This window comes from Neobacillus piezotolerans, from assembly GCF_003362805.1.
Classification (GTDB): domain Bacteria; phylum Bacillota; class Bacilli; order Bacillales; family Cytobacillaceae; genus Bacillus_D; species Bacillus_D piezotolerans.
On the sequence record NZ_QNQT01000009.1, the window covers coordinates 125,028 to 151,010 of the forward strand.

Sequence of the window (25,983 nt, forward strand, 5' to 3'; positions counted from 1 at the left end):
GAATGTTAATTTTCAAAAGCGACCAAGAAAAAGACGTGGGAAGGCTTGGGACAGTCTTTAAACCACACTCTTTTTTTACCCTGCTCCCATTTATTTTAGCTTAATTTGGTTCATCAAATCCTTAAATGGGCAAAATAAGCATGCCTTGTTTTACACTATAGCTGTGGTATATATGACACTTGTCATGTACAACGCTTTTCATTTAAAATGAAATAGTGTACAATTAGTACCAACTACTAATAACTTGTATCAAACAGGGGGGATCTCGATAATGGGTTTTTCTTTAAAAGGTAAAACATATGTTGTCATGGGAGTTGCAAATAAACGGAGCATTGCCTGGGGGATTGCAAGGTCGCTCCATACAGCAGGCGCGCGCCTTATTTTTACATACGCGGGCGAACGTTTGGGCGATTCAGTCCGTGAATTGGCCGGCTCGCTTGAAGCGGAAGGCACAATCGTGCTTCCTTGTGACATCTCTTCCGATGAAGAAATCAAAGAGTGCTTCTCCAAAATTAAAGAAGCAGTCGGCACCATCCATGGAGTAGCGCACTGCATCGCATTTGCCAATAAGGAAGAGCTGAGCGGCGAATACCTGAACACAACACGTGACGGCTTCCTGCTTGCACACAACATCTCTTCGTATTCACTGACCGCGGTCGTTAAAGAAGCACGCGGCTTGATGACGGAAGGCGGCAGCATTGTCACCATGACGTATCTTGGCGGCGAGCGCGCAATCCAGAACTACAATGTTATGGGAGTTGCAAAAGCTTCACTTGACGCAAGCGTCCGTTACCTTGCGGCAGACCTTGGCAAGGATAACATCCGTGTCAATTCCATCTCTGCCGGTCCAATCCGCACGCTTTCCGCGAAAGGTGTCAGCGATTTCAACGACATTCTTAAGGTTATTGAGGAAAAAGCTCCGCTCCGCCGCGCCACAACGACCGAAGAAGTCGGCGATACAGCGGTATTCCTGTTCAGTGACATGTCCCGTGGAATCACTGGGGAAAACATCCATGTTGACTCCGGATATCACATTCTTTAATAAACTCTTATCCCGCTTTCCAAGGAAGGCGGGTTTTTTTGCCAAAATTCCTTCCGTCCGGTTCCGTCACTTGTTCATAATGAGTTGCCCTGCCATCCAGCAAGACCGTCACTCCTTTAAAATAAGTCGCTTAACCACTTCTTCAGCACATGCATATTAATAATAAATATAGATTGCCTAAAAAGTGAAATGAGGGAAGAGGATGGATAAACAAAAAAATGCCCCAAAACCGACACTCTACATCGATCAGCCTGATGCGAACGTCGGCCCGCCCATGCAGGAATATTTTATATGGAGAAAGAAAAAGGATGCAGCCCTGGCGAACAAAGACAGCAGTGAATTGATTGTTGGAAAAGAAGAGGAAATGAAAGAAAATTCCCCACAAAGTAAGATGGACTTACAGGGTAGCGGCACTGTTAAAACGGAACCCATTGTTGATCCTGTTAAAGAAACCGAACCTCCCGAAGATAGTAGAGGGATGGAAATTGAAATGGCAGCCGAACAGCAGACCATAAAAGAGGAAGGCGGTACAGAGAATGAAGTACCTGTCATGGCTCTAAAAACCGGCTACGGCGATGTGGAAGCGGGATCCCTACAGGAAGAATCAGCCTATGGATCACCGAATAGAAGGGACTCATCAAAACAGTCCGCACTGGTCCAATACTTTCTTCAACAAATGAAGGAAAAAGAAATCGAGACGGCTAAACCTGTCGTAAACATGGCAGGGAAATCCACGGATATAATACCCGAACCAACGGAACGGCAGGAAATCGATGAAAACACAAAAAATATATGGCGTACGATTACGACACTTGCCCGTTACCCAAAATTTCTTGAACAGCCTCTTGTAACCGCTGTGGTGAAGGGCGAGCAGCTCACCTTCCAAATTGACAGCAAAAGGGGAGAAAAACTCCGGGTCAGGATTGGAGATAAAATGAAAATCATCAAGATTGGGGAAATTTCCGAAATCAAAATTCACTAAGAATGCAAAAAGGAGCTCCTTACCGGCAGGAGGCTTCTTTTCTTTTGTCCGGGGAATTTTATCCCTGCCAGGCATGAAATAATTTATTGGAAAAATAGTTCGTCTGATTGCATATGTATGGAACGGGAGGCAGAGACAAAGAAAATACGTGGAAAAACCTCGCAAAAGGCGAGGTCAAGGGAATTTAGAGAGGAACAAAAAAAGACTGTTTCATCCTAAGTGAAACAGTCTGGATGGATTAAAGCAAGTTTTGGGGGAATATGCAGGAAACGCCGCAGAAGCAGTTTAGGTCGACCGTAATGCATACGCCGGAGCGGACGAGAGCTTTAGCATTATTCAGGTTCTCTACACAGCCAAAGCCGCTGTTATGTTTTGCGTCTTCACAAAGGGTGAAATCAGTATTTCCCCCTTCTTTCTTAATACCCAGAATTTCCAAAGTGGCGCAGCATGTTTCCGGATCCACATCCACTACCCGGAATACGCAGCCGCAAACGACTTCAAAAGGTGTGTGATGGGAATGGGTATCCCTTCTTACTCCAACCGCTTGGAATGGTGAGCACGTGCTCTTGCAGATAAGGATGACCGGGATTGTATCAGCACCCGAAGTGTTGACGCCGCCAACTAGCTCTTGAATTGCTCTGCTGCAGCCAAATTCGCATTCATCTGTAATCGGGTTTATCTTATCTTGGGCTTCCACGATTGCGAGCAAAGTATCACATACGCAGTTGCTCGTGAAGAATTCAGAACCACAACTCATGGATTCTCCTCCTTTTTAGGTAAATAGTATTTGCATTATCAGACTATGTTTGAAAACAGAGGGTGGGATGGGTAAACCGCCCATTTTTAGTTATTTTCATCAGAATACAAGCCCTCTTTTTTAAAAGAGACAGGAGTTGAGCAAATGGAAAATTTATCAATTGGGCTGTTTGCGTTACTCGGCCTCGCTTCTTTCAGGCTGACCCGGGTCATCGTATATGACAAAATCGCCGAGTTTATCAGGGCCCCTTTTCTCGATGAAATAATCGAAAACGGGGAAGTATACATCGCACCGAAGGGAAAGGGAATTCGAAAATGGATCGGTGAATTGATCAGCTGCTACTGGTGTACAGGCGTTTGGGTCAGCGGCTGCCTGCTTGGCTCCTATTTTTTCTTTCCGAAAATCGGCATTCCGATTATCCTCGTTTTCGCGGTAGCCGGAGTAGCCGGAATCATTGAAACAATAATCGGGCGGCTTCTGGGCGACTGAAGTGAACATGCTCTTCCCCTCCTCATATACTAAAGGGCAGGGACTCGAAAGAAAGGAGCATGGAAATGGAGAAAAAGTATAAACGGCCAATTTACAAAGTCAGGCCCGAGACACTCCCCCAGGCCCAGCATGACACAAAGCCCGAAGCACCAAAGAAGAAAAAGGGCTGCGGCTGCGGCGGGCACAAGAAACGCATAAATAACGACTGAAAGCTGCCTTCCCGGAGACAGCTTTTTTATTTTTGGGGCCATAAGAGAGGTAAGTTCTGATAATTAGCTGCGTGGATTTTAGTGGAGCGCACGGAGCTAGGCGCTGGCTGGACAAGCAGGCGCCTCCCATCCATACACACTGCCCAACAAACAGATTTTCAACATAAGAGGCATAAAATCACCAGCCCTGCAGAAAATAAAAAACAAATGGAAACATGCAGGAAGGGTTGGAGTATGAAGAAAACGTTAGTAGTGACAACAGCAATTTTCACAATTCTGGCGGGTACCGGCTGCCAGGGCAGGGATGACACGGCCAGGTCAAGGCTGGCACTTATGAAAACAACCAATCCCGAGCCTGTACAAACACAGCACAGCAACTCCAATGTATCGGAGGAGGCTGTCAAAAAGGCTGTCGCCAAGATGCCCGAACTCTATGATGTTGCCGTCGTAAAAGGAAAAAAGGATATCCTGGTCGCATACAAGGTTCGGCATATGCACCGGTTCAGGATGAAGGCTATTGAGAAAAAGGTGACAAAAAAGCTGGAGAAAAAATATCCGGATGCGAACTTTATGGTTTCAAGTGACTATAAAATTTTCCTGGAAGCGACAAGGCTCAGAGATGAGGTGAAGCGGGGCAAAATGTCCGGTAAGGAAGCGGAGGGCCGCCTTCAGCAAATTATCAAACTGCAACAGGAGAAAACATAAGGAGGCATGGACAATGGGCGGCTCAAATCAAAAGACTGTTGAGCAGGAAAAATATGAACAGCTTCAGAAAAAGCATGAATTGAAGCGGCCTGTGGCAAAGAACTGCCTGAGGGCCTTTTGGGTTGGCGGCGTGATTTGCCTCGTGGGGCAGGCGCTCAGCTACTTTTACATTTACTTTTTTAATTTTACGGAACAAACAGCGGGGAATCCGACTGTCGCGACGCTGGTGTTTATATCCATGCTGCTGACAGGCTTCGGCGTTTACGACCATCTAGGGCAATACTCCGGTGCCGGGAGCGCAGTTCCTGTTACGGGTTTCGGGAACGCGGTCATATCGGCGGCTATCGAACACAGGACGGAAGGGTTCGTCCTCGGGGTGGGCGGAAATATGTTCAAGCTGGCCGGTTCGGTCATTCTTTTTGGGGTGTTTTCGGCGTTTGTCGTCGCCCTTATTAAAACATTGCTGATCATGTGGGGGGTTATATAATGCTGAAGGGCAGCCAGACATGGATATTCGACAGCCGGCCGGAAATCCTGTCCACCGGCGTAACGGGCGGCCCGTTTGAGGCGGCGGGAAATCTTGCGGGCGATTTTGACATCCTCCATGATGATTTATGGATGGGGGAGGAGACGTATGAGAAGGCGCATAGCCTGCTTATTGAAAAGGCGGTCGATACGGCTTTAAAAAAGGGAGGCGTCACCGGAAAGGACATCCAATTTTTTTTGGCGGGCGACCTGATCAACCAGATCACCCCGACAAGCTTCGCGGCGAGAAAGGCGGAAATTCCCTACTTTGGTTTGTTTGGCGCGTGTTCAACGTCAATGGAAGGACTGGCGCTGTCCGCTTTTATACTGAATTACGGCGGCGCGGAGTATATCCTGACCGGTGCGTCAAGCCATAATGCGGCAGTAGAAAAGCAATTCAGGTATCCGACCGAATACGGCGGGCAGAAGCCGCCGACGGCCCAGTGGACCGCGACGGGAGCCGGAGTGGCCCTTTTGCAAAAAAACAGTGGGTTGGGAACCCTTCCTTACATAACGTCGGCGACAATTGGTAAGGTAATCGACATGGGGCTGACCGACCCGTTCAATATGGGAGGAGCCATGGCCCCCGCGGCTGTGGATACCATTTCGGCTCATTTCAGCGATACAGGAAGGGACCCGTCGTATTACGACCTAATTGTAACAGGCGACCTGGCGAAAGTCGGAAACAGCGCTGCCTATGAACTTCTTTCCAATAAGGGGCTGAAAATTGAAAAAGGCCAATTCCGCGATTGCGGGATGATGCTTTTCAAAGAGGACCAGCCCGTCCAGGCTGGCGCGAGCGGGGCAGGCTGCTCAGCCATCGTCCTTTATGGCCACCTGCTGAATGAATTGAAAAAAGGGACGTACAGGCGAATCCTTGCCGTAGCTACCGGGGCGCTCCTATCCCCCCTTACTTTCCAGCAGGGTGAAACAATTCCTTGTATCGCGCATGCGGTGTCAATTGAAATGGACGGGAGGCAATAAGATGCTGGCAATGTTTTTTTGGGCGTTTGTAATCGGTGGATTAATCTGCGTGGCCGGCCAGCTGCTCCTTGATATCGGCAAACTGACGCCGGGCCATATGCTAAGCCTCATGGTTGTTATCGGCGCGGTTCTTGATGGCTTTGGCCTTTATGAACCGTTCATGGATTTCGCGGGGGCGGGAGCTACCGTACCGATTACTAGTTTTGGGAACTCGCTTGTCCACGGGGCTCTCCAGGAGGCGGAACAGCATGGACTTGTGGGTGTCCTGACGGGGATGTTCGAGGTAACCAGCTCGGGTATATCAGCCGCAATCATTTTCGGGTTTATCGGGGCGCTTATTTTCAAGCCGAAAGGATGAAGATCTTTATAGTTTGGACTTTATTTCAAACTAAGAGGGCAGCTTAAAAATTCTCTCATCGGTTGGTTTCCAAAGTTGGCCAACCCCTAGGTAGCCGGGAGAAAATTTTTTCAAAAGGAATCAAAAGGCAGATGGGATGAGGCCTATACACTTTGTCTGTGCTTCACATACTGTAGTAGTGAAAATAGAAAAGTGAGGTGACTATCTATGTGCTGGGGATTCGGTGGCTGCGGATATGGCTACGGCTACGGCGGCGGATATGGTTTCGGAACAAGTTTTGCGCTAATCCTAGTATTGTTTATTCTTTTGGTTATTATTGGCGCAACTATCATTTAAGGTAGTGGGATTGGCCCGGTTGGAAATCCAGCCGGGCTTTTCTTTTTCAGTGGAGACCCTCCAGCTTGAAACGGCTAATTTTCGATAATGAGGATTGCAGTCACATTATTTATTCTCCCTCATACTATAAAGTAGCCTATGGAGGAGCGTGATGACCGATATGGATAACGGCTTTTTCAAGAACATTGAAAAAAAGACCGGCGTAAATATGAAGGATATCTTTGATCTTGCCGCGTCTCTACAAAATGCGAATTTTAAAGACGAAAACACCGTCCGGGGCGTGATTCAGCGGGTGTCCCAGATTGCGCGCAAGCCAGTGACGAAGGATGTCGAAGACAAACTTGTCCAGTCAATCATCAACGATGGCAAATCGCTTGATTTTAACACGATCGCGAATATGCTGAACAAAAAATAACAAAAGTCCGGCCGTTTCAACACTTGGCCGGACTTTTGCTTTGAATGGTGAAAACCGTGCAGCCTTTTGGCGGTTATTCCGCACTGCCTTCAGCTTGAGCTTCCTTTTCATAGGCGATGACCACAAGGTTCTTGTTCGCCTGGCCGCTCAAGGATTGTTCAAATGATTTAATCTTGTTTACCAATTGCTCCGGCAAGTTCGCCGCGGCATAAGTTTTTTCTTCCATCGCTCTCACCTCTCCTTTATCATTGACAGTACAAGAAACGAATATTCAGCGTGAGGAGGATGGGGATGGATATCGATATCAGGAGGCCAAAATACGCGGATGCTCCGGAATTGCACCTTCTTTTTCGGACAGTCATTTCCGATACATACATTAAAGAAGGCATTGGCGAACTCGTGGACGATATGGAGGATGAGATACAAACGAAGGAAGCATACTTGAAAAAGGACTTTTCGAGCAATGGCGAAGAACGGCATTTTTTGGTCGCAAGCAAGGGGGGAAGGATCGTCGGAACCATTGAGTTTGGCCCCGCGAGCAGCCTCATCCTTGAATGCACCCATGGAGCATTAAGCGGCCTAATGGAGGTTGGGACGGTATTTGTCCATCCCGAATTCCAGCAAAGAGGGATTGGCAGCTTGCTCCTGTCGTCGATTTTTCGAGAGCTTGGGAACAGGGGAATTGACGAATGCTGCCTAGACAGCGGGTATCGGACCGCCCAGAAAATCTGGAAGAAGAGATTCGGCGAGCCGGAGTACGTCCTGAAGGATTTTTGGGGCAAAGGGTTTGACCATATGATTTGGAAAATCCATATCAGGTAATCGGAATGAAGAAGGGCACCCTGCCAAAACGGCCGGGGTGCCCTGTTTTTTGTTAAAAATCAACTCGAACAATCGTTACCTCTTTAAATCTTTCCTTACAGGCGTGAGGAAACGGGTCGGGTTTGCCGCGCGGTTGCGGCGCATCGACGGCACGGAAATGTAGAGCCGTTCCATCGCCCTTGTGATGGCGACATAAAACAGCCGACGCTCTTCCTCGATCGGGGCAGGGTCTCCGTTCCGCAGGCTTTCAAGTGCATAATCATGCGGCAATCCGCCGTCAACGGCTCCAAGAATATAAACGGTTTTATATTCAAGCCCTTTTGCCCGGTGGATGGTGCTAAGCGTGATCGCGCTTGGGAAGTGCTTGCCAAGATTCTTGATTTCCCTGTTCATAGCGGCCATATGGGAAGCATGCTCGAGCAATGCGGGAATCGTATCGAACGATTTCGCGGCGACCTTTAAATCTTTTACATCATCAGAGCCTTTTTCAAGCTTGTTCCCTTCACTGCCGCGTTTTTTTAAATAATCAAGGAATCCAAGTTCTTTTTCAATTTTCTCGATTGCCGCATAAGGTGCGAGGCTCCGCATTGTTTTTAGCGCGCTGACAGCCGATTGCAGCTTTTTCTGTTGGAAGGCGTGGGCTGTTTTGACTTTTCCGAGCGCTTCGAGGGCGGTGCAGTCGTCAAGGATTGTTGCCGCCTTAATATCCGAAAGGACTTCCTGTTTTAAAAATAGTGCCGGAAGGATTGCTGCGACGGCCTGTATGTCATCTTCATCAACAGCGAGGCTCAGGAATCCGAGGACAGTTTTAACAGTACGGCGCTCATAAAATGACTCGGCGTCCTGTTCAATCCGGAAGGGCAGGTTCGACGAGGCAAGCCGCTCGAACACAGCTCGCGAGCCTGCATGCGTCCGGTAAAGAATTGCGAAATCGCCGGGGTCGGCGCCTGCGGCAATCTTTTCCTGAAGGTCACTAACGACCATCGTCGCCTCTTCCTCTTCATCGTAAGGGAAGAACACAACAGGGGGAATGCCTGCAGATGAACGTGCAGCCATTTCCTTCCTGCGCCTTTTTTTGTTAAAAGAAATAATCCGGTTCGCGGCGGAAACGATTTCGTTGGAAGAACGGTAATTCTGGCTCAGCAAAACAGTCCTCGCCCCAGGAAAGTCATGTTCAAAATTAAGCAGGAACTCGGGCGAGCTCCCGCGGAATGAATAAATCGTCTGGTCGTCATCGCCGACGGCGCAGACATTTTTTGTTTTAGCCGAAAGCATCTTGATCAATTCGTACTGGACCTTGTTTATATCCTGGAACTCATCAATCAGGAAATAACGGAACCGGTCCTGGTACATTTCCAGAATGCCAGGCGAGGACCGGAACAGTTCATGGCAGCCCGTCAGCATATCGTCAAAATCGAATAGCCCCTGGCGCTGCTTATACGCTTCATAGCGCTCGTAGAGAAGGAGCGCGGTTTCCTCCCATTCGGTATCGGGCCTGGCCTCCGAGGGCGACATGAGGGAATTTTTCCAAAAACCGATTTGCTGGAGGGCGAGGTCAAAAGGAAAATCCTTTTCGGACAGGCCGAGTTCCCTGGCAGCGTCCTTGATGATTCGTTCGCGCTGCCACTCCTTTTTCAACAGCTTGTCCCCATTCCATCTGGCGCGGTCCGCATGCATAAGAATCCGGTAGAAAATACTGTGGAAAGTGCCGGAAACAAGCTTTGAAAGGAGTTCGCTTTTCATGTTCGGATAGCGAAGGAGGCGGGATTTCATTTCCTGCGCAGCTTTGGTCGTAAAGGTAACAAGCATGATGTCGGAAGGCGAAATCCCCCGCACATCAAGCATGTAGGCGGTCCTGGCCGTGAGCACGCGCGTTTTCCCGCTGCCGGCGCCGGCAAGGACAAGGATCGGCCCTTCCGTTTCAGTCACCGCGGCCGCCTGGTTGCCATCGAGTTTAAATCCTTCCGCCTCAAGCAGCTTTAAATAATCGTGCGGGTCTTCAGGTGCCGGAAGCATCGCTGTTGCAGCGCCTCCGCCAATGGCCAGCGCTTGGGCTGCCTGGAACGATTCCCCCACCGGTTTCGCATTCGGCACCCGGAATCCTCCAATAACACGTGTATCCTTGTTTCCATCCGTGGGCCCGGGGCATTCTTTTCCAGGATCATTAAGATGGAAAAAGTGCGGTTCATGCTCAATCCCCAAATAAAGGCGTACGGGTTCGAAGCAGGCTGGGCATGAGAGTTGCCCATTCCTGCCGGCAAGATATATTTTTTGATAGCGTTCCCTGCTCAATGTTTGTAAATGAACGGTCCCGTTTTGAAAGTTTGCTGATTTCATCCTACTATCCCCATATCTGACAGATGTAACACGAACTCTATGATAACAAACATTCACAGTTCCCGAAAGTTTCGATTGTCCCGTTTATTGCTGATTCGGCTAAAGGTGGATGGTTTGAAGCGTTCGAGTTTCGGGTAAAGGAGAGTCGATCTAGATCATGAAGAAACGAGGCGTGGCAATGAAGAAGACCGTCGTTTACAGCCTGGTACTGCTGATGGGTACGGCAATCCTCAGCATTTTGTTTGAATATTACAGGTTGGGATTTATTCTAGGATTTATTTTCATGGCTGCATCCGCCACGGCAGGTCTCATGCACTCCGCGGCAAACCAGGACTTTATGGCGGAAGATATTACCGGTGACTTTCATCTTTAAAACATACAAAAAGCTCTTGCCAGTTTCAGGCAGGAGCTTTTCGGTTTATAAGGATTTCACCATCGTTTTATGCGGGATTCCGGCATCGAGGAATTCATCGGAAACAACTTCGTAGCCGAGGCCGGCATAGAACGGAATCGCGTGGACCTGGGCGTTCAGCTTCAGCTTTTTTGCCCCTTGTTCCTTTGCATAATCCTCGATTTTGTTCATGATGGCTTTACCCGCTCCAGTGCCGCGTGTCTCTTTCAGGACACAGATTCGCTCCACTTTCCCGTATCCGTCGGCAAAGCGGAAGCGGCCCGCGCCCTGAGGCTCCGTCCCATTGTAGAGGACAAAGTGGGCGCAATCATCCTCGTACTGGTCAATCTCTTCTTCTTCCGGCACCTGCTGCTCGTCAACAAATACCGTCCTTCTGACTGAAAAGGCATCCTGTATCTCCTTCTCAGTTGTTGCTAACACAACACCCATAAATTACTCTGCTTCCTTTCCAAGACGGAATGTTTCATAAACCGTCCACTGCCCGTTATCCAGCTGGTATAGGAAGTGGAAACGGTCAATTTCTTCTTCGTGTTCAATGCCTTGCATCTTTAACGTACCATATACATCGAAATGTTCATCGTCGGACAGCTTCTGCCCAACGGTAATATGCGGGACGAATTTGTAGGTTTGTCCGGTGCTGTCAATAATATCATTGAGCTCTTTATGGAGGTCTGTAATCTTGTCATCCGGCTCGACCTTCAGGTAGATGACATTGTTTACTGGATGAAAGGAGCTAATCTTGGATGTCCTGATTTTAAAAGGTTCATGCTGTTGTGCTGCATCACGAAGCTTTCTTGCTAGTGTTTCAGCTTCTTCTTCGGTTGTTTCAAACGCGTTTACAAGCGTGAGGTGCGGGGCGATCAGCGCATAATGCGGATCGTACCGTTTTCGGTAAGAATTCACCCAGTCTTGAAGCTGTTTTGATGGAAAAAGCGCAACTCCGAATCTCATACGACCTACCTCCAAGATTCCAAATTTGCTGTATGGAATCATACAGCATATGGTTTTTTAATCCTTCAAAATATTATAGCAAATTTATTTCAGAAAATATATTCTGGACATAACCAATTTACAAAATAGCCATAAAGTCTGTCGAATTAAGGGATATTAGTACTGTAATAACATAGAAAATAAGGAAAAAAGCTTTAGTAGAAAAGGTTATTCTTAGAAAGAAGGCGATGCCTTTTCCTGAAGGTTCTTAAAACAGTGCTTTAAGAGCCTTCCACAGGTCGGGCTGCCAATAGGTCCATGTGTGGCCGCCTTCAAATTCCGTGTATTCGCAGCTTGTTGATTTTTTTGACAGAAGGGAGTGCAGTTCCCTGTTTGGCGAAAGGAAATCCGCGATTTTTCCATTTGCCAGCTCTGCCGCATCTTCCTCGTCTCCAATTGAATGATACACATGAAGGGGCGGGTTCCCGCTATATTTTTTCACCGCATCAAGAATGGCCTTATTCACAAAGGGGGACTGGGCGATCACTTTCCCGAATGTATGCGGATACGTAAGCGCCGCATGCAGGGAAACCGACGCGGCGAGGGAATCACCGGCAAGCGCGCGGGTCGATCCCATCTGGTATGTCGGATATTCCCGGTCAAGCCACGGAACGAGTTCGTGGGCGAGGAAGCGGAGGTAAGCTCCATGCTTTTCCCCATCAGGGTGGTACTTGCTGCGCCTGTCCTCTATATCTTTATAAGGGATGCCGACAATCAGCAGGTTTTCAATCTCCTTTTTCGCCAGAAGCTCATCCGCGAGCGTCCCAATCCGGCCAAGTCTGAAGTAATCATGGCCATCCTGGGCGATCAGAATCGAATATTTATAAAGAGGCGAGAAAGTTGCGGGAAGATGAATCAATAATTCAACTGCCTCACCCAGGGCAGCGCTTTCAAATTGAGCTTCCTGGATAGTTCCGCGCGGATATTCCATCACTATTTCCTCCGGCTCATTAGTTTATTACGGAAATTTTACCATAAAAAGCTTTGTGTAGAGTAATGGATTGAGTTTTGTTAGACGTTAATGGCCGGTGTTTCCAATTAAGGAGTAGGTTTTTTCGGTAAGGGGTCAAACCGAACTTCAGGATAAACGGGTAAAACCTGACGGTAAGATAGTAAATTACGATTTTGCCTATTGAAATAATTTTCCACCGTGATTATAATAAATCCAACCTAACCGAATACAGGCGTTGAAGAGGGAAAGTAAAATGATGTTGTTTTTCACAGAGAGCTTCGGGTGCTGAAAAGAAGCAAAAATACTCATTTGAAAAATGGCCTCTGAGCCCCGTACCAAAAGCGCGGAATCGCGCGAGTAGGCTGCGGCGAGTGCGGGCCCTCGTTATCAAAGCCACGGTATACGAGCAGTCTTTCTGCTCCGTACTTGCAGAGACTGGCTGCGCGAGCGGCCGGTGAATTAAGGTGGAACCACGGGATAATAGCCTCGTCCTTATCTATTTTTTAGATGAGGGCGGGGCTTTTTTGTTTTTTTAAAAAGGAGGAGTTTAACATGGCAGTTTTTATTGGAGGGGCGTGGCCATATGCGAACGGGTCGCTGCATCTTGGGCACATCGCGAGCCTGCTTCCAGGCGACATATTGGCCAGGTATTACCGGCAAAAAGGGGAAAGGGTGCTCTATGTTTCAGGTAGCGACTGCAACGGGACGCCAATCGCGATAAGGGCGAAACAGGAGGGCATCTCACCGGATGAAGTTGCGGATCGCTACCACAAGGAGTTTCAGGAAACGTTTAAGAAACTTGGCTTTTCCTACGATTCCTACACCAGGACGGACTCACGGCATCACCACGAAACCGTCCAGCAGCTTTTCCAGAAGCTATTGGAGAACGGCCATATTTATAAAAAGGAAATCGAGCAAACGTACTGTGAAACGTGCTCACAGTTTTTGCCCGACCGCTATGTCGAAGGGAAGTGCCCGCATTGCGGAGAGCACTCCCGCGGCGACCAGTGCGACCATTGCTCGGCGATTTTGGATCCGCTCGATTTGGTGGATAGGAAGTGCAAACTATGCGGAAACCCGCCTTCTGTCAGGAGCACCGAACATTTTTATTTTTCCCTGGCGGATTTTCAGGAGCGGCTTGCCGAATATGTGGCTGCGGCGAAAAAGTCATCGGCCTGGCGGGCGAATGCCATCCAGTTAAGCGAGCGGTATTTGCGGGAGGGGCTGCAGGACAGGGCAGTATCAAGGGATATGGACAGGGGCATCAGCATTCCTGTTAAAGGATACGAGGCGAAGAAAATTTACGTCTGGATTGAAGCGGTGTCCGGCTATTATTCAGCGGGGAAATTGTGGGCGGAACAATCTGGCGCCGGCGGTTCGGAGTTTTGGAATGAAGGGACGAAGGCGTACTATGTGCATGGTAAGGACAATATTCCGTTCCATAGCATCATCTGGCCGGCCATCCTGATGGGCACGGAAATTCCCGCCTTGCCAACCCATATTGTTTCGAATGAATACCTTACACTTGAAAAGAAAAAGATTTCCACTAGCCGCAACTGGGCGGTCTGGGTTCCGGAAATCACCGAAAATTACCATCCTGATTCGCTCCGTTATTTTCTCACCATCAACGCTCCCGAAAGCCGGGATACGGATTTTTCGTGGCGGGAGTTCATATACAGCCACAATGCCGAGCTGCTCGGCGGGTATGGGAATCTCGTGAACCGGACATTGAAGTTTATTGAAAAATATTATGGCGGGGGCGTTCCGGAAGCGGAGCTGGACCTGGCGATTGAGCGGGAAGTTACTCGAGTTTACAAGTCTGCGGGGAGGCATATTGAAGAGGGCCATTTTAAAAGGCCATTAGAGGAAATCTTCGAGTTTGTGAGGTTTGGGAACAAATACTTCGATGACCAAAAGCCGTGGAAGCAAGTTGTGGAAGACAAGGATGGTTGTGACCGGACGCTGTTTAACTGTGTTGTTATGCTTATGAATCTTGCGCGGCTTCTTGAACCGTTCCTTCCTTATTCAAGCGGGAAGCTGAACGCGATGCTTGGCGTTGAGAAAGGTCCGTGGGAACCGGTTTTGGCCTTTTCCGGGAGGATAGGGAATGTGGAGCCTCTATTTGAAAGAATCGACCTTAATAAAATTGAGGAAGAGGTGGAGAAGTTGAAAGACAGCGCGAAGTAGGGGGATTTTTCCGCGGGTAACCATGAAACTTCAGGATAAATAGGCTAACATCCGGGTGACAAGCAAACTTCAGGATAAATCGGAAAAATCTCAGGATAAAATTGAAAAACCTCAGGGTAAAATTGAAAAATCTCACGGAAAACCAGAAAATTTCAATGAATCGATAGCAGTGCGCTAGGAAACAGCTAGCAAAATCCGCGAGAAAGGGTGGCTGAGCGATTCAGCCACCTGTTTTTTTATTCTGCGAGAACGTCCTGGTACTCCTCTTTCCGTTCCAACACTTTTTTGGCAAAAGAACATGCGGGGATGATCAGCTTCTGTTCTTCCTTCGCAAAATCCCCAATCCGGTAGACAAGCTTTTTGCCAAGCCCCCGCCCATTCTGATCTTCATCCACGAGTGTGTGGGTGACGGTAATAATTTCTTTGCCATCCTCGCCGGTGCCCCCTGGAACATACTGAATCCGTCCAATTACTTTGCCGTTTTCCTCAATATAAAACTCATTGTTTCCATGCTTTATTTCCGTCATCTAATCAGCTCCCATTCATTTCAAATATCCTCCTCATACATTTTCCCCAAAAAATAGCGATTAATCGATAGGTAAAAATATTAATCACCATGTACAATAGGTAGTAAAAAGGGACAGGGGCTAAAAATGAAGATTAAAAAATTGGAAAATGGCGAACGGCTGCCAATGGAATTGTTGCTTCTGGCAGATCCTTCGGAGGAGCTTGTAAAAGGGTATACATGCAAAGGAATGTCTTATGTTGCGCAACAGGACGGTGAAACGGTTGGGGTTTATGTCCTCATGCCAACCGGAGCCGGAACAGTGGAACTGATGAATATCGCCGTTCCCGAACATTTGCATGGCAGGGGAATTGGAAAGGCGCTCGTGCTCGATGCCATTCGTACGGCAAAATCGTTGGGGTATACACGGATTGAGGTCGGGACCGGCAATTCGAGCATCGGGCAGCTGGCGCTCTATCAAAAATGCGGTTTCCGGATCGAGCGAATTGACAGGGATTTTTTTATTAAAAATTATAAGGAAGAGATTTTCGAAAACGGCATCCGCTGCATGGATATGGTACGCCTGTCCCAGAGGCTATAAAAAGGAAGAAAAGAACCATTCACGGGAATGGTTCTTTTTGCTGTTATATTAGCTTACACGCTTTGGCTTGTCTGGCCTTGCCGAGAGGATGTTTTCCAGCTTGAACGTGCGCATTTTGTTCCGGAGCAGGCAAAACGCATAGACATCGTTTCCCTTCACGCCACGAATAATCATTTTGCGCTGGGAAATCTCATTTTTCTTTGACAGGTAAATGACTTCAAGAGGCATATTTTCTTCCATTGAACGGAGAAGCATTCCATTCATCTCAGCACCTTCTTTCTATTCCTATTATACGCGAACGTTTGTTCTTTATTCATTGTTTTTGCCTGGAAATTAGCGATTTTTTTAATCTGGGACGGATTCTGGTTAGTGGTATCGTGTTTGAAACATGTAATAGCCGGAAGTATTTTAGGTTGGGGATAAGGGGTTTTTATTTAGTGAAGAATTCCCCAAGATTTAAACAATTTTTAAAGGCGAATTTTTATAAAGTCGTATGGTAAGGGGGTTTGGCTGTTGTGAAATGAATATTTTGTGCATATTTTGTCTTATTTTGTAACCGCCTGCTTTTCGTGTGGGCGGTTTTTTTTTTTGCAATAAGAAGGGGGTCCTGTAGGATCCATATAGGGAAAAAATTCAGTCCTTTCATCCTATTGCGTTTAACGACCCCCATAAGGAGAATGGTGGTATACGTATTTTTATTCAGAATATATATTTTTCTATACATATTTAGGAGGGATGTTCCTTTGAAAAGGAGAAGTGTGGTTTCAGGAGTGCTCGCTGTGGGAATGCTTGCGGCGATGCCATGGTCCGCGGCGATGGCGAGTCCGGTGAAGTGGGTGAATGTGAATGTCAACGAGGAGCAGGATGGCAGCCTGTTCAATAGTGAAAACTATGACTTTATGAAGTTTTCACAGATTGGCAAAAAGCTTGAGGAGATCAGCAAGCAGTCAAATCGGGTGAAGGTGGAGGTAAAAGGAACTTCTTCCAAGGGGTATCCGCTTTATGTGGTGACGATCGCCGATCCGGATGCGCAGGGGAAGTTCGGGAAAATCCAGTCTGTGAGAAAGCAGATGTTCAAGAATCCTCAAAAGGCGCAGGATTTTATCGAAGCGAATCCTGATTTCAAGGTTCCGGTGATGATTAACGGATCCATCCACGGAACCGAGTTTGTGGGAAGTGACGCGGTCATGCAGCTGATCGAGCGGTTTGCGACAGGGAATGACGGAGCGACAAAGGAAATTTTGAAAAACAATATTCTTATCTTCAACGTCGTCCAGAATCCAGATGGGCGTGTCGATGCGACTCGTTTCAACGGCGAGGGAATCGACTTGAACCGGGATTTCATCACCCAGTCCCAGCCGGAAACACGGGAAACTGTGGCGCTTTTGAAAGAGTGGAACCCGATGGTGTTCCTTGATACGCATGGCTATGTGAAAAACTACGGGCCGAACCTGCAAGGGCTGATTGAGCCGTGTACGCCTCCGCATAATCCGAACTATGAGTATGACTTGTACAATAAGTGGGCTTTTGCGCAGGCGGAAGCGATGGAAGCGGAAATCATGGGCAACAAGTCCGCTTATGAAGGGAAGCTTTATCAGGATATGAAGGGAACGTATATCCCGCAGCGGAATGATGCTGCCGGCTGGGATGACTATCCGCCAATTTTCACGCCGATGTACGCGATGTACCATGGCGCCTACGGGCACACGCTTGAAGCCCCGACAAACAACGAGGACGGGGTGCGCTGGATGTATGATGCGATTATGGGGGCCTTGAAGTTCGCGACTGATAATAAGGAAGCGATGATTAAGGATCAGATCGAGATTTTCAAGCGCGGCATTAATTTTGATCATCCGACCCATAAGGAAGGGCATTTCCCTCAGGCATATATTTTACCAGTGGATGAAAAGGATCCGACTGTCGTTGAGAAGGCTGTCAATCATTTGATTAACAACGACATCGAGGTCGTGCAGTCATCCAAGCCATTTACCGCGGGCGGCAAGTCCTACGGGAAAGGGACGTATATTGTAAAAATGGACCAGGCGAAAGCCGGACTCGCCAATACAATGCTTTGGGATGGGGAAGACATCTCGAATGATACCCCGGCGATGTATGACATCTCGGCTTGGAGCCTGCCGGAACTTTGGGGCTTTGAAGCAAATCCGGTTCATGAAACTGTCGATGTTGTCGCTTCAAAGGTGAACAATGTCAGCGGCCAGGGGGCTGTTTCCGGCAAAGGGCCTTTCCTCATCCCGAATAGCTCCGTTAAAGCGGTGCAACTGGTAAATGACCTGTTGGCAAAAGGCGTTTCTGTAAAGCGTGACGGTTCGGGGAACTTCTACGCTGAAGCGGCTGCGAATGAAATTTTTGCGGCGGTGAAGGAGAGCGGACTGCAAATTGGCACAGCCAAAGTTCCGGCTGGCGCCGAGTCTGTTAAAAACCTGAAGGTCGCGATTTTGAAGGATGGCGGTATGGGCAAAGCCCAGTCACACGCGGGAACAAAGCTTGCTCTTAAGCGCCTCGGATTTAATGTAACAGAAGTGACACCTGTTGATGTTGCGGTGAATGGGCTTGGCGGGTTTGATGTGTTTGTATACAGCGGGACGGAAAGTCTCATTTCCACGAATCTGAGCGCGGCCAACAAGGAATTCGGTTTCCAGAACGCTGGCCAGCTGGATGCGTTTAAGGCGAACTTGAATAGCTTCCTTGGCAATGGCGGTAAGTACATCGCTGTCGGTGCGGGTGCATCAAGGGCGACGAAGACATTGGGGCTTACGGATAATGTTGTTAACACGGGCGGCGGCAATAGCAACGGCATCGTGAAGGTTGATTATAACGGAACCGGGCTCGGTGCCGGATATGGCCAGGACGACATCGGCTTCGTTTACCGCCCGGCATGGTACACGGTCGTTGGCAACGACACGGTTGCCGCGGCGTTTGACAACAGCCAGGATTATTTCCTTGCCGGCCACTGGAGAGGGCGCCCGGACGTGGCTTCCCAGCCGGTGATTGTAAAAGAAGACAGCAAGGATGTAACATTGATTGGGCTTGAAGCCGGTTTCCGCGACCATACGGATTACCTATTCAGGCTTCTGTCGAACGCGATTTTTACGAAATAAGAATGTCCAAAGGTGTCACCTTATAAATAAACATGAGAACGCATTGAATTCACTGCAGAATTCAATGCGTTTTTTTGTGTGGAAAAGATTAATTGGAATATTTGGGGAATTTTCCACTGTTTTTATTTTTGTCAAGCATGCTGAGTACCCAAATGAAATATTAAAAAAATCGGAACTAGGACTTTGTACGGAGTCCCTCTAGAGTGTATTTCTTCCTATATTTCTTCATATCTTTTTTACATTTGAATTTTTATTCAAAACAGCCTTTATAAAAGACCTATTTTAACTTTTGGCCCCCATTATAAACTTCTCGGAAATTTTCCTTTTCTTTTCTTTTAACTAGTTATTTTTTCATTCTTTTCTTTGTTTTTTTTTAAAAAGCGGACCTTTATACCTGGGGGTGTAAAGAAAGTAACATAATTTTAATGTTTATCTCCCACTTTGTCCCCGAATCTCAACTGTGGTGAAATTCGAGGGGCAGGAAATAATCCGTTATTCACTTTTAACTGATAAAAAATTAGGTTTCAATTAAGAGGTGGACAAAAATCGCCAAAATTCAGCAAATTTATCATTTACCAAAATGTCGGAATAAGTGGAGGAATTATGGAAGAAACAATCAGCTTAAAACAATTGATACAGACGTTAAAGAAACATCTTGTCCTGATTTTATCACTGGCCATTTTGGCTGTTGGGATAACTGGGGTTGTAAGTTACTTCTTTTTAACTCCAGTGTATCAGTCATCTACACAAATCCTTGTAAACCAGGCAAAAGATGAGAAGGCGAGTTACAGTACCGCGGATGTTCAAACCAATCTTCAGCTCATTAATACATACAATGTGATTATTAAAAGTCCGGCGATTCTCGATCTGGTAATAAGGGATCTAGATTTGGAGTTATCCTTTCAGGAGTTGAATGAAAAAATCCGGGTGGCGAGCGAAAAAGATTCCCAAGTTGTAACAATTTCCGTGCAGGATGAGGATCCTGAAATGTCAGCAAAGATTGCCAATACGACCGCCGCGGTTTTCCAACAGGAAATCGCAGCAATCATGAATGTCGATAATGTCAGCATTTTGGCCACAGCACAAGCGTCAGAAGGGCAGGCACCGGTTAAACCGAGGCCTCTCTTGAATATGATGGTCGCACTTCTAGCCGGCTTGATGGCAGGAGTTGGTTTGGCATTTCTGATTGAGTATTTTGACAATACCATTAAGACTGAAAAAGATGTTGAAAGGGTTCTGGGCCTGCCTGTCCTTGGCATCATTCCTGTGATTGAAGATACAAAATTGCAGGCGAAAAATGCGCCACGCCCAGTAAAGACCTTGGAAACGAGGGGTGAAACTGTTGGTTCTTAAGAAGAAAAGGGAAAACAGCCTTTCGAATAGGAGGAAACTTGTCGCATCACTTGATCCAAAATCCATCGTTTCGGAGCAGTACCGGACTATCAGGACAAATATTCAGTTTTCCTCGGTAGACGAAGAGATTCAGGCGCTTATGGTGACTTCCGCCGGGCCAGGCGAAGGAAAATCCACAACAGCGGCAAATCTCGCGGTTGTTATGGCCCAACAGGAAAAGAAGGTGCTTCTTGTCGATGCGGATCTCCGAAAACCGACGGTACACTATACGTTTGATTTAGTAAATCAGTTTGGACTAACAAGTGTATTAGCCAAAAGCAAATCTTTGGAACAGGTGATACGGTCAACCGATATCCCTTTTCTATCTGTTTTAACAAGCGGTCCAATTCCTCCGAATCCAGCTGAACTTCTAGGTTCAAAATCAATGAAGGAAATGCTGGAGGAAGCAAAAAAACAGTTTGATGTGATTATTTTTGATACGCCGCCAACACTCGCGGTGACAGATGCCCAAATACTTGCGAACCTTTGTGACGGTGTTCTCCTCGTCCTATACAGTGGAAAATCCGAGATTGAACAGGCAACGAAAACAAAAGACTTGTTAATTGCCGCAAATGGAAAGATACTTGGCGTCGTTCTTAACCAGAAAAAAATAAAGAAAGACAACTATTCTTATTATTATGGGACTTAGTCGATAGTTTGGTTGAGTTGAAAGGAGGGATTTTTACGATGATTGATATTCATTGTCATATTCTTCCCGGCGTTGATGATGGGGCAAAAACGGTGGAGGAAAGCGTGGAAATGGCGCGGGAAGCTGTAAAGGAAGGCATCCATGCAATCATCGCAACGCCCCATCATAATCGTTTTTACGAAAATCCAAAAGAGGCTGTCATTCAGAAGGCAGCAGAATTGAACAGCCGGCTAAAGGAGGAAAATGTCCCTCTTTCCATCTTGCCGGGGCAGGAGCCGGCTATCAGCGGGGACTTTCTCAAAGACTATCATAAAGGAAATATCCTTACGTTGAATAACACCCATTATGCTTTTGTGGAACTTCCGTCTGGCCATGTGCCGAGATACACCTCACAGATATTGTACGAGCTGCAAAATTTCGGGGTCATTCCAATAATTGTTCATCCCGAACGGAATCAAGGAATTATCGAGCGCCCGGCCATCCTGAATGAGCTTATTAGAAATGGCGCATTAGCGCAGCTTACTGCCTCCAGCCTTTGTGGGGTGTTCGGAAAGAATATAAAGAATTTTTCCAGGCAGTTAATTGAAGCCAACCTTGTCCATTTTATCGCTTCGGATGCGCATAATACCAACAGGCGGACTTTTCATATGCTGAGGGCTTTTGAAGAAATTGAAACGAGATACGGTCCCGATTTTGCCCTCTTCTTTAGGGAGAATGCCGAACGGCTGATTGAAGGAAAAAACGTCCATAAAGACGAGCCGCAAAAGGTAAAAAGGAAAAAACTGCTCGGCATATTCTGAAGAGCGTATTGCCATTGGCATTTCTTCATTTATAAATCTTAGTTAATCAATTGGTTTAGTCAATTTTGTGAATCCCCCAAAATTCACTTTGCCGCTTTTTTGACCCTTTTGTTGGAAGTAACGATATCGTGGGCAATGCTTAGCTTTTAGGATCTTTTGAAAAGGAGGATTTTGATGAGTTACCAAAAACGTTTTCTGTTGTTGGCAGTTCTGGACTCGGTACTGGTGCTGGCCGCCGCGGTTATCAGCTATATCCAATTTCATCCGCTACTGAGATCCGTCCCTGATAAGGAGCTCTTGCTAAATTCTCTTATCCTGCTAATTAGCTATTATATTTTCGCAAATAGTTTCCTTTTGTATAACAAATCCTGGGAATATGCAAGTGTGATGGAGCTGAAAAGCATTTTCAAGGCTGTCACGCTTACGATCATTGCCACTGCGGCTTTCCAGTTGTTCACCTCATTGAATTTTTATCCAAGGATGCTGCTTTCGGTATGGATGATGACAATGTTTTTTGTAGGAGGCTCGCGGTTTTCATGGCGGTTGTATTTGGATCATTGCCTTAAGCCGAAACAGGACATGAAAAAGGTCCTTATCATAGGCGCCGGCCAGGCGGGAACCCTGGTGGCCAGGCAGCTCCTTAACAACCCTGAATTGCGCCTTGTCCCCGCCGCTTTCATTGATGATGATCCAGGAAAATTGAAATTGCATATTCTGGGCATCCCTGTGGCAGGGGCAACGGCTGATATTGTCGAGACTGTAGAAAAATACCAAATTAATAATATCGTCATTGCAATCCCATCATTAAAAAAATTTGAGATGAATAAGATTTTTCTCGAATGTTCAAAGACGAAAGTGAAGACGCAAGTGATGCCGAAGATTGAAGATGTCATGCTCGGTAAAGTCGCCGTAAACCAGTTTCGCGAGGTGGGAGTTGAGGATTTGCTGGGCCGGGAACCAGTGGAGCTTGATATTGAAAGCATTTCTGAGTATATATCGTGCAAAACAGTCCTTGTAACAGGGGCGGGAGGTTCGATTGGCTCGGAAATTTGCCGGCAAATTTGCAAATTTTCACCCAAAAAAATTGTTTTGCTTGGCCATGGAGAAAACAGTATTTATCAGATTGACATGGAGCTTCGCAACAAGTATGGGCAGACGGTTGAAATTGTACCGGCAATTGGCGATATCCAGGACCGTGATCGGATGATGGAGGTTATGGCTGAGCATCATCCCGATGTCGTTTACCATGCAGCCGCCCACAAGCATGTTCCGCTTATGGAATACAATCCAAGGGAAGCTGTGAAAAACAATGTCCTCGGTACAAAAAATGTTGCTGAAGCAGCCCATCAACATAAAGTTGGCACGTTTGTTCTCATTTCATCCGATAAAGCGGTCAACCCAACGAATGTAATGGGTGCGACGAAAAGAATCGCCGAAATGGTCATCCAGCATTTTAACCAGCAAAGCGGGACCAAGTTTGTTGCCGTCCGCTTTGGGAACGTTCTTGGCAGCAGGGGAAGTGTTATTCCTCTTTTTAAAAAGCAAATCAAGGCTGGTGGGCCAGTGACAGTGACCCATCCAGAAATGACACGATATTTCATGACCATACCCGAGGCATCGCGCCTGGTAATCCAGGCCGGTTCCCTCGCCAAGGGCGGGGAAGTGTTTGTCCTTGACATGGGTGAGCCGGTCAAGATTGTCGATTTGGCCAAAAACCTTATAGAGTTATCAGGGTTTTCACTTGATGAAATTACGATCAAATACTCCGGGATTCGTCCTGGGGAAAAAATGTTCGAAGAGCTTCTAAATGAAAACGAAGTGAATGATGTGCCAATCTATCCGAAGATTCTTGTTGGCAAGTCTTCACCAAGCAATTATGAGATGATATCGAATCTCATCCAAAATTTCTATTCGTTTAATGAACGAGATCTTAAAGACTATGTTTTGAATCTCGTAAACAAAAAAGAAAAGAAATTGTCCGCGATCAGCAAGTAAAGATTGAAAAAATCCAACCACGGCAGCATTCGCGGCTTAAGGAGGCATTTCTTTTCATGAATTTCGCAATTGTTGGCTGCGGCTTCACCGCAAAGAAACATGCGGCGGCCATTAACCGAATCCCGGAAGCAAAAATGGCCGCCGTCTGCGATATGGACGAATCAGCCATGGAGCAGTACAAAGAGTACGGAGCGAAGGCTTATACAAATTACAATGAGATGCTTGCGGATGATGATATTGATGCAGTTTGCATCTGTACCCCTGCCTGTTCTCACACAATGCTTGTGGAGCAGGCCGCCGCGTCTAAAAAGCATATCGTCCTTGAACAGCCGATGGCGCTGACACTTGATGAAACGGAGCGTATCGTTGAGGTTTGCAGGAATAATGATGTAAAGCTTACGGTTGTCCAGCCAGTCCGATTCCGCCCAGTAGTTATGGAGCTAAGAAAAATCATCGATGCTGGACTGCTAGGAAACATCAGCCATGCGAGCGCCAGGATCAACTTGAACCGAAATATGGATTTCTGCAAAGAGTCCCTGAGTCGGGGTGCGAAACAACATGAAGCCGGAGGGGTAATGGGACAGGCAATTGATTACCTTGATCTGCTCCTTTGGTTCATGGGGCAGCCTGATGAGGTGTTCAGCATGGCGGCGACGGGGTTCATGAACATGGAAGCTGAGCAGGTTGCGGCCGGGCTGATTCGGTTTGAATCGGGGGCGATTGGCACAATCGAAACTTCCACCGCCGTTTATTACCGTAATTTCGAGGAATCCATCACGATCTTTGGAGAAAAAGGGACAGTTAAAATTGGCGGCCCAAAGGCCCTCTCATTTGAGCATTTTAATATTAAAGGTTTGTCTGAAACGGAAACAGAAACGATTATGGAAAAAGTTAAATCGGACCCTTGGGGTATACCGGGCCATGAGCAAACAATTTCCGATTTAATTCAATCCATTAAAGAAAACCGAGAGCCACTTGTTACAGGTGAGGATGGCAAGAGTGCGCTCGAACTCGTCCAGGCATTCTACGAATCAGCAAGAACCAACTCACCAATCGGAATGAAAAGAGGAGTTTTAATATGAGTACCCAAGTAAAAGAAAGTAAATTGGCTGACCAACTAATTGACAAGCTTCGAATGAAAACAGCAACCATCGGTGTTGTAGGGCTTGGCTATGTCGGTTTGCCCCTCGCGGTTGAAAAAGCGAAGGCCGGTTTCAATGTTATTGGTTTTGACGTTCAGGAGGAAAAAGTCCAGGCGGTCAACAGAGGGGAAAATTATATCGGGGATGTCATTCCCGCTGACCTGGAGGCGCTCGTTGCGGAAGGGAAGCTAATGGCGACATCCGATTACAATTTTATTGGAGAGGTAGACGCGGTTGCGATTTGTGTGCCAACACCATTGGACATTTATAAGCAGCCAAATATGAAATATGTAGAAAGTTCAGCCAAGGCGATCGCCCAGCACTTAACAAAAGGGACGCTCGTGGTCCTCGAAAGTACGACATATCCGGGTACGACTGAAGAATTGATTAAGCCAATCCTGGAGCAAACGGGCCGAGTCTGCGGCGAAGACTTCTTCCTGGCTTATTCACCGGAGAGGGTGGATCCGGGAAACAAACATTTTAAAACAAAAAATACACCAAAAGTAGTCGGAGGCATGACGCCCGCCTGTACAAAGGTAGCGGCTGCCATGTACCGCTCCGTGTTGGAAGGTGAAGTCCATGAGGTTTCCAGCCCGGCCGTAGCCGAAATGGAAAAAATCCTTGAAAACACATTCCGCAATATCAATATCGCTCTTGCAAACGAAATGGCGATTCTTTGCAATAAAATGAACATCGATGTGTGGGAAGTAATCGATGCGGCGGCAACGAAACCTTACGGATTCATGCCATTCTATCCAGGGCCGGGCCTTGGCGGGCACTGCATACCAATCGATCCCTGGTACCTGACATGGAAAGCGCGCGAGTATAACTACCATACGCGGCTGATCGAAACAGCTGGCGAAATCAACGATAGCATGCCTGATTTTGTCGTACAGCGCTGCGCTGAAATGCTGAATGTTAAAGGAAAAGCAATCCACGGTTCCAAAATTGTTGTACTTGGTGTTGCCTATAAAAAAGACATCGAAGACTACCGCGAATCTCCAGCACTGCCAATAATGGAAAAGCTGACGAAAGCCGGAGCGGATTGGGTGGCAGTCGATCCACACGTCAAGGAGTTTACCTTGAATGGGGAGCAAGTTGTTTGCGCGGAGCTAAACAAGGACCTGTTGATGGAAGCGGACCTTGTATTAATTACGACGAATCATAGCTGCTTTGACCTGAAAATGCTGAAAAACAATGCAAAGATGATTCTGGACACACGAAATACATTTGAAACAAGGGAACAATTCCCGGGAATCTACGAAAAAATCTAATACA

At 47.1% G+C, this 25,983-nt stretch carries 29 protein-coding genes and 1 other annotated feature; of the genes, 21 read left to right on the forward strand and 8 right to left on the reverse strand.

What is annotated here, in order from left to right:
• The first annotated feature begins 271 nt into the window (after window positions 1–271).
• On the forward strand, window positions 272–1,042 hold the full coding sequence (fabI, locus tag DRW41_RS17830; protein WP_115453377.1) for an enoyl-ACP reductase FabI: 771 nt from the start codon (window positions 272–274) through the stop codon (window positions 1,040–1,042).
• Between the two features lie 202 nt (window positions 1,043–1,244).
• Window positions 1,245–2,024 carry a hypothetical protein gene (locus DRW41_RS17835; protein ID WP_115453378.1) on the forward strand — a complete coding sequence of 260 codons (780 nt, stop codon included), beginning with the start codon at window positions 1,245–1,247 and terminating at the stop codon, window positions 2,022–2,024.
• Between the two features lie 238 nt (window positions 2,025–2,262).
• Here the strand turns inward: DRW41_RS17835 and DRW41_RS17840 are convergent, their stop codons facing one another.
• A complete protein-coding gene (locus DRW41_RS17840) occupies window positions 2,263–2,781 on the reverse strand; it encodes a CotY/CotZ family spore coat protein (RefSeq protein ID WP_115453379.1) in 519 nt (172 codons plus the stop codon).
• Between the two features lie 144 nt (window positions 2,782–2,925).
• On the opposite strand from DRW41_RS17840, the gene DRW41_RS17845 reads away from it, so the two are divergent.
• The 8 genes from DRW41_RS17845 to spoVIF all read left to right on the forward strand — a co-directional run bounded on the left by DRW41_RS17845 (window position 2,926) and on the right by spoVIF (window position 6,802).
• Window positions 2,926–3,270 (forward strand): DUF1360 domain-containing protein, encoded by a 345-nt coding sequence (locus DRW41_RS17845; protein WP_115453380.1) that lies wholly within the window; start codon window positions 2,926–2,928, stop codon window positions 3,268–3,270.
• A 65-nt stretch (window positions 3,271–3,335) separates the two neighbouring features.
• Complete coding sequence (locus DRW41_RS23120; RefSeq protein WP_181884628.1) at window positions 3,336–3,479, forward strand: hypothetical protein; 144 nt, start codon at window positions 3,336–3,338, stop codon at window positions 3,477–3,479.
• A gap of 234 nt (window positions 3,480–3,713) precedes the next feature.
• A complete protein-coding gene (locus DRW41_RS17850) occupies window positions 3,714–4,184 on the forward strand; it encodes a YhcN/YlaJ family sporulation lipoprotein (protein ID WP_115453381.1) in 471 nt (156 codons plus the stop codon).
• Between the two features lie 13 nt (window positions 4,185–4,197).
• Window positions 4,198–4,671 (forward strand): stage V sporulation protein AC, encoded by a 474-nt coding sequence (spoVAC, locus tag DRW41_RS17855; protein WP_115453382.1) that lies wholly within the window; start codon window positions 4,198–4,200, stop codon window positions 4,669–4,671.
• Window positions 4,671–5,693 (forward strand): stage V sporulation protein AD, encoded by a 1,023-nt coding sequence (spoVAD, locus tag DRW41_RS17860; RefSeq protein ID WP_115453383.1) that lies wholly within the window; start codon window positions 4,671–4,673, stop codon window positions 5,691–5,693. Before spoVAC ends, spoVAD begins: the two co-directional genes overlap by 1 nt.
• A gap of 1 nt (window position 5,694) precedes the next feature.
• A complete protein-coding gene (gene spoVAE, locus DRW41_RS17865; protein WP_115453384.1) occupies window positions 5,695–6,051 on the forward strand; it encodes a stage V sporulation protein AE in 357 nt (118 codons plus the stop codon).
• Window positions 6,052–6,258: 207 nt separating this feature from the next.
• Window positions 6,259–6,387, forward strand: a complete 129-nt coding sequence (locus tag DRW41_RS17870) for a YjcZ family sporulation protein (RefSeq protein ID WP_115453385.1) — start codon at window positions 6,259–6,261, stop codon at window positions 6,385–6,387.
• A gap of 160 nt (window positions 6,388–6,547) precedes the next feature.
• Window positions 6,548–6,802 (forward strand): sporulation-specific transcription regulator SpoVIF, encoded by a 255-nt coding sequence (gene spoVIF, locus DRW41_RS17875; RefSeq protein ID WP_115453436.1) that lies wholly within the window; start codon window positions 6,548–6,550, stop codon window positions 6,800–6,802.
• Between the two features lie 73 nt (window positions 6,803–6,875).
• Here spoVIF and DRW41_RS23125 read toward each other — a convergent pair whose 3' ends face one another.
• Window positions 6,876–7,028 carry a hypothetical protein gene (locus DRW41_RS23125; protein ID WP_181884629.1) on the reverse strand — a complete coding sequence of 51 codons (153 nt, stop codon included), beginning with the start codon at window positions 7,026–7,028 and terminating at the stop codon, window positions 6,876–6,878.
• A gap of 65 nt (window positions 7,029–7,093) precedes the next feature.
• On the opposite strand from DRW41_RS23125, the gene DRW41_RS17880 reads away from it, so the two are divergent.
• A complete protein-coding gene (locus DRW41_RS17880; RefSeq protein ID WP_115453386.1) occupies window positions 7,094–7,624 on the forward strand; it encodes a GNAT family N-acetyltransferase in 531 nt (176 codons plus the stop codon).
• Between the two features lie 75 nt (window positions 7,625–7,699).
• Here DRW41_RS17880 and DRW41_RS17885 read toward each other — a convergent pair whose 3' ends face one another.
• On the reverse strand, window positions 7,700–9,961 hold the full coding sequence (locus DRW41_RS17885; protein WP_115453387.1) for an ATP-dependent helicase: 2,262 nt from the start codon (window positions 9,959–9,961) through the stop codon (window positions 7,700–7,702).
• A 157-nt stretch (window positions 9,962–10,118) separates the two neighbouring features.
• Between DRW41_RS17885 and DRW41_RS17890 the strand changes: the two genes are divergently transcribed.
• Window positions 10,119–10,334, forward strand: coding sequence for a hypothetical protein (locus tag DRW41_RS17890; RefSeq protein WP_115453388.1), 216 nt, complete (start codon window positions 10,119–10,121; stop codon window positions 10,332–10,334).
• A 45-nt stretch (window positions 10,335–10,379) separates the two neighbouring features.
• Here DRW41_RS17890 and DRW41_RS17895 read toward each other — a convergent pair whose 3' ends face one another.
• The 3 genes from DRW41_RS17895 to DRW41_RS17905 all read right to left on the reverse strand — a co-directional run bounded on the left by DRW41_RS17895 (window position 10,380) and on the right by DRW41_RS17905 (window position 12,294).
• A complete protein-coding gene (locus tag DRW41_RS17895; protein WP_115453389.1) occupies window positions 10,380–10,802 on the reverse strand; it encodes a GNAT family N-acetyltransferase in 423 nt (140 codons plus the stop codon).
• 3 nt (window positions 10,803–10,805) lie between these two features.
• A complete protein-coding gene (locus tag DRW41_RS17900) occupies window positions 10,806–11,324 on the reverse strand; it encodes a 2'-5' RNA ligase family protein (protein WP_115453390.1) in 519 nt (172 codons plus the stop codon).
• Window positions 11,325–11,571: 247 nt separating this feature from the next.
• Window positions 11,572–12,294: an alpha/beta hydrolase gene (locus tag DRW41_RS17905; protein WP_181884630.1), complete on the reverse strand. Its 723-nt coding sequence runs from the start codon at window positions 12,292–12,294 to the stop codon at window positions 11,572–11,574.
• 247 nt (window positions 12,295–12,541) lie between these two features.
• Window positions 12,542–12,812, forward strand: a binding site (T-box leader).
• Window positions 12,813–12,867: 55 nt separating this feature from the next.
• On the opposite strand from DRW41_RS17905, the gene metG reads away from it, so the two are divergent.
• Window positions 12,868–14,502 (forward strand): methionine--tRNA ligase, encoded by a 1,635-nt coding sequence (metG, locus tag DRW41_RS17910; RefSeq protein WP_115453392.1) that lies wholly within the window; start codon window positions 12,868–12,870, stop codon window positions 14,500–14,502.
• Between the two features lie 236 nt (window positions 14,503–14,738).
• On the opposite strand, the gene DRW41_RS17915 is transcribed toward metG, so the two are convergent.
• Window positions 14,739–15,029: a GNAT family N-acetyltransferase gene (locus DRW41_RS17915; RefSeq protein ID WP_115453393.1), complete on the reverse strand. Its 291-nt coding sequence runs from the start codon at window positions 15,027–15,029 to the stop codon at window positions 14,739–14,741.
• A 126-nt stretch (window positions 15,030–15,155) separates the two neighbouring features.
• Here DRW41_RS17915 and DRW41_RS17920 point away from each other — a divergent pair, with 126 nt between their 5' ends.
• Window positions 15,156–15,608 carry a GNAT family N-acetyltransferase gene (locus DRW41_RS17920; protein WP_115453394.1) on the forward strand — a complete coding sequence of 151 codons (453 nt, stop codon included), beginning with the start codon at window positions 15,156–15,158 and terminating at the stop codon, window positions 15,606–15,608.
• Between the two features lie 48 nt (window positions 15,609–15,656).
• Here DRW41_RS17920 and DRW41_RS17925 read toward each other — a convergent pair whose 3' ends face one another.
• Complete coding sequence (locus tag DRW41_RS17925; RefSeq protein ID WP_115453395.1) at window positions 15,657–15,872, reverse strand: hypothetical protein; 216 nt, start codon at window positions 15,870–15,872, stop codon at window positions 15,657–15,659.
• A gap of 479 nt (window positions 15,873–16,351) precedes the next feature.
• On the opposite strand from DRW41_RS17925, the gene DRW41_RS17935 reads away from it, so the two are divergent.
• From DRW41_RS17935 to DRW41_RS17965, 7 genes are all read left to right on the forward strand, one after another.
• The gene (locus tag DRW41_RS17935) at window positions 16,352–18,727 is read left to right on the forward strand and encodes a M14 family zinc carboxypeptidase (RefSeq protein WP_115453397.1); all 2,376 of its coding nucleotides are present in this window, start codon (window positions 16,352–16,354) and stop codon (window positions 18,725–18,727) included.
• Window positions 18,728–19,330: 603 nt separating this feature from the next.
• A complete protein-coding gene (locus DRW41_RS17940; RefSeq protein WP_115453398.1) occupies window positions 19,331–20,080 on the forward strand; it encodes a YveK family protein in 750 nt (249 codons plus the stop codon).
• On the forward strand, window positions 20,070–20,768 hold the full coding sequence (locus DRW41_RS17945) for a CpsD/CapB family tyrosine-protein kinase (protein WP_115453399.1): 699 nt from the start codon (window positions 20,070–20,072) through the stop codon (window positions 20,766–20,768). The genes DRW41_RS17940 and DRW41_RS17945 overlap by 11 nt, the downstream gene beginning before the upstream one ends.
• A 38-nt stretch (window positions 20,769–20,806) precedes the next feature.
• Window positions 20,807–21,568, forward strand: coding sequence for a tyrosine-protein phosphatase (locus DRW41_RS17950; protein ID WP_115453400.1), 762 nt, complete (start codon window positions 20,807–20,809; stop codon window positions 21,566–21,568).
• A 174-nt stretch (window positions 21,569–21,742) separates the two neighbouring features.
• Window positions 21,743–23,563 carry a polysaccharide biosynthesis protein gene (locus DRW41_RS17955; RefSeq protein WP_115453401.1) on the forward strand — a complete coding sequence of 607 codons (1,821 nt, stop codon included), beginning with the start codon at window positions 21,743–21,745 and terminating at the stop codon, window positions 23,561–23,563.
• Window positions 23,564–23,619: 56 nt separating this feature from the next.
• On the forward strand, window positions 23,620–24,645 hold the full coding sequence (locus DRW41_RS17960) for a Gfo/Idh/MocA family protein (RefSeq protein ID WP_115453402.1): 1,026 nt from the start codon (window positions 23,620–23,622) through the stop codon (window positions 24,643–24,645).
• Window positions 24,642–25,979: a nucleotide sugar dehydrogenase gene (locus DRW41_RS17965; RefSeq protein WP_115453403.1), complete on the forward strand. Its 1,338-nt coding sequence runs from the start codon at window positions 24,642–24,644 to the stop codon at window positions 25,977–25,979. The genes DRW41_RS17960 and DRW41_RS17965 overlap by 4 nt, the downstream gene beginning before the upstream one ends.
• The last annotated feature ends 4 nt before the right edge of the window (window positions 25,980–25,983 follow it).

What these genes read in the sequence shown, in the direction of transcription:
- spoVAE (WP_115453384.1), top strand. Translation starts at nt 5,695, where the DNA reads ATGCTGGCAATGTTTTTTTGGGCGTTTGTAATCGGTGGATTAATCTGC.
- DRW41_RS17905 (WP_181884630.1), bottom strand. Translation starts at nt 12,294, where the DNA reads ATGGAATATCCGCGCGGAACTATCCAGGAAGCTCAATTTGAAAGCGCT.
- DRW41_RS17950 (WP_115453400.1), top strand. Translation starts at nt 20,807, where the DNA reads ATGATTGATATTCATTGTCATATTCTTCCCGGCGTTGATGATGGGGCA.
- DRW41_RS17920 (WP_115453394.1), top strand. Translation starts at nt 15,156, where the DNA reads ATGAAGATTAAAAAATTGGAAAATGGCGAACGGCTGCCAATGGAATTG.
- spoVAD (WP_115453383.1), top strand. Translation starts at nt 4,671, where the DNA reads ATGCTGAAGGGCAGCCAGACATGGATATTCGACAGCCGGCCGGAAATC.
- spoVAC (WP_115453382.1), top strand. Translation starts at nt 4,198, where the DNA reads ATGGGCGGCTCAAATCAAAAGACTGTTGAGCAGGAAAAATATGAACAG.
- DRW41_RS17850 (WP_115453381.1), top strand. Translation starts at nt 3,714, where the DNA reads ATGAAGAAAACGTTAGTAGTGACAACAGCAATTTTCACAATTCTGGCG.
- DRW41_RS17835 (WP_115453378.1), top strand. Translation starts at nt 1,245, where the DNA reads ATGGATAAACAAAAAAATGCCCCAAAACCGACACTCTACATCGATCAG.
- DRW41_RS17960 (WP_115453402.1), top strand. Translation starts at nt 23,620, where the DNA reads ATGAATTTCGCAATTGTTGGCTGCGGCTTCACCGCAAAGAAACATGCG.
- DRW41_RS17890 (WP_115453388.1), top strand. Translation starts at nt 10,119, where the DNA reads ATGAAGAAACGAGGCGTGGCAATGAAGAAGACCGTCGTTTACAGCCTG.
- DRW41_RS17940 (WP_115453398.1), top strand. Translation starts at nt 19,331, where the DNA reads ATGGAAGAAACAATCAGCTTAAAACAATTGATACAGACGTTAAAGAAA.
- DRW41_RS17965 (WP_115453403.1), top strand. Translation starts at nt 24,642, where the DNA reads ATGAGTACCCAAGTAAAAGAAAGTAAATTGGCTGACCAACTAATTGAC.
- DRW41_RS17880 (WP_115453386.1), top strand. Translation starts at nt 7,094, where the DNA reads ATGGATATCGATATCAGGAGGCCAAAATACGCGGATGCTCCGGAATTG.
- DRW41_RS17845 (WP_115453380.1), top strand. Translation starts at nt 2,926, where the DNA reads ATGGAAAATTTATCAATTGGGCTGTTTGCGTTACTCGGCCTCGCTTCT.
- DRW41_RS17955 (WP_115453401.1), top strand. Translation starts at nt 21,743, where the DNA reads ATGAGTTACCAAAAACGTTTTCTGTTGTTGGCAGTTCTGGACTCGGTA.
- DRW41_RS17915 (WP_115453393.1), bottom strand. Translation starts at nt 15,029, where the DNA reads ATGACGGAAATAAAGCATGGAAACAATGAGTTTTATATTGAGGAAAAC.
- DRW41_RS23125 (WP_181884629.1), bottom strand. Translation starts at nt 7,028, where the DNA reads ATGGAAGAAAAAACTTATGCCGCGGCGAACTTGCCGGAGCAATTGGTA.
- metG (WP_115453392.1), top strand. Translation starts at nt 12,868, where the DNA reads ATGGCAGTTTTTATTGGAGGGGCGTGGCCATATGCGAACGGGTCGCTG.
- DRW41_RS23120 (WP_181884628.1), top strand. Translation starts at nt 3,336, where the DNA reads ATGGAGAAAAAGTATAAACGGCCAATTTACAAAGTCAGGCCCGAGACA.
- DRW41_RS17885 (WP_115453387.1), bottom strand. Translation starts at nt 9,961, where the DNA reads ATGAAATCAGCAAACTTTCAAAACGGGACCGTTCATTTACAAACATTG.
- DRW41_RS17925 (WP_115453395.1), bottom strand. Translation starts at nt 15,872, where the DNA reads ATGAATGGAATGCTTCTCCGTTCAATGGAAGAAAATATGCCTCTTGAA.
- fabI (WP_115453377.1), top strand. Translation starts at nt 272, where the DNA reads ATGGGTTTTTCTTTAAAAGGTAAAACATATGTTGTCATGGGAGTTGCA.
- spoVIF (WP_115453436.1), top strand. Translation starts at nt 6,548, where the DNA reads ATGGATAACGGCTTTTTCAAGAACATTGAAAAAAAGACCGGCGTAAAT.
- DRW41_RS17870 (WP_115453385.1), top strand. Translation starts at nt 6,259, where the DNA reads ATGTGCTGGGGATTCGGTGGCTGCGGATATGGCTACGGCTACGGCGGC.
- DRW41_RS17895 (WP_115453389.1), bottom strand. Translation starts at nt 10,802, where the DNA reads ATGGGTGTTGTGTTAGCAACAACTGAGAAGGAGATACAGGATGCCTTT.
- DRW41_RS17840 (WP_115453379.1), bottom strand. Translation starts at nt 2,781, where the DNA reads ATGAGTTGTGGTTCTGAATTCTTCACGAGCAACTGCGTATGTGATACT.
- DRW41_RS17900 (WP_115453390.1), bottom strand. Translation starts at nt 11,324, where the DNA reads ATGAGATTCGGAGTTGCGCTTTTTCCATCAAAACAGCTTCAAGACTGG.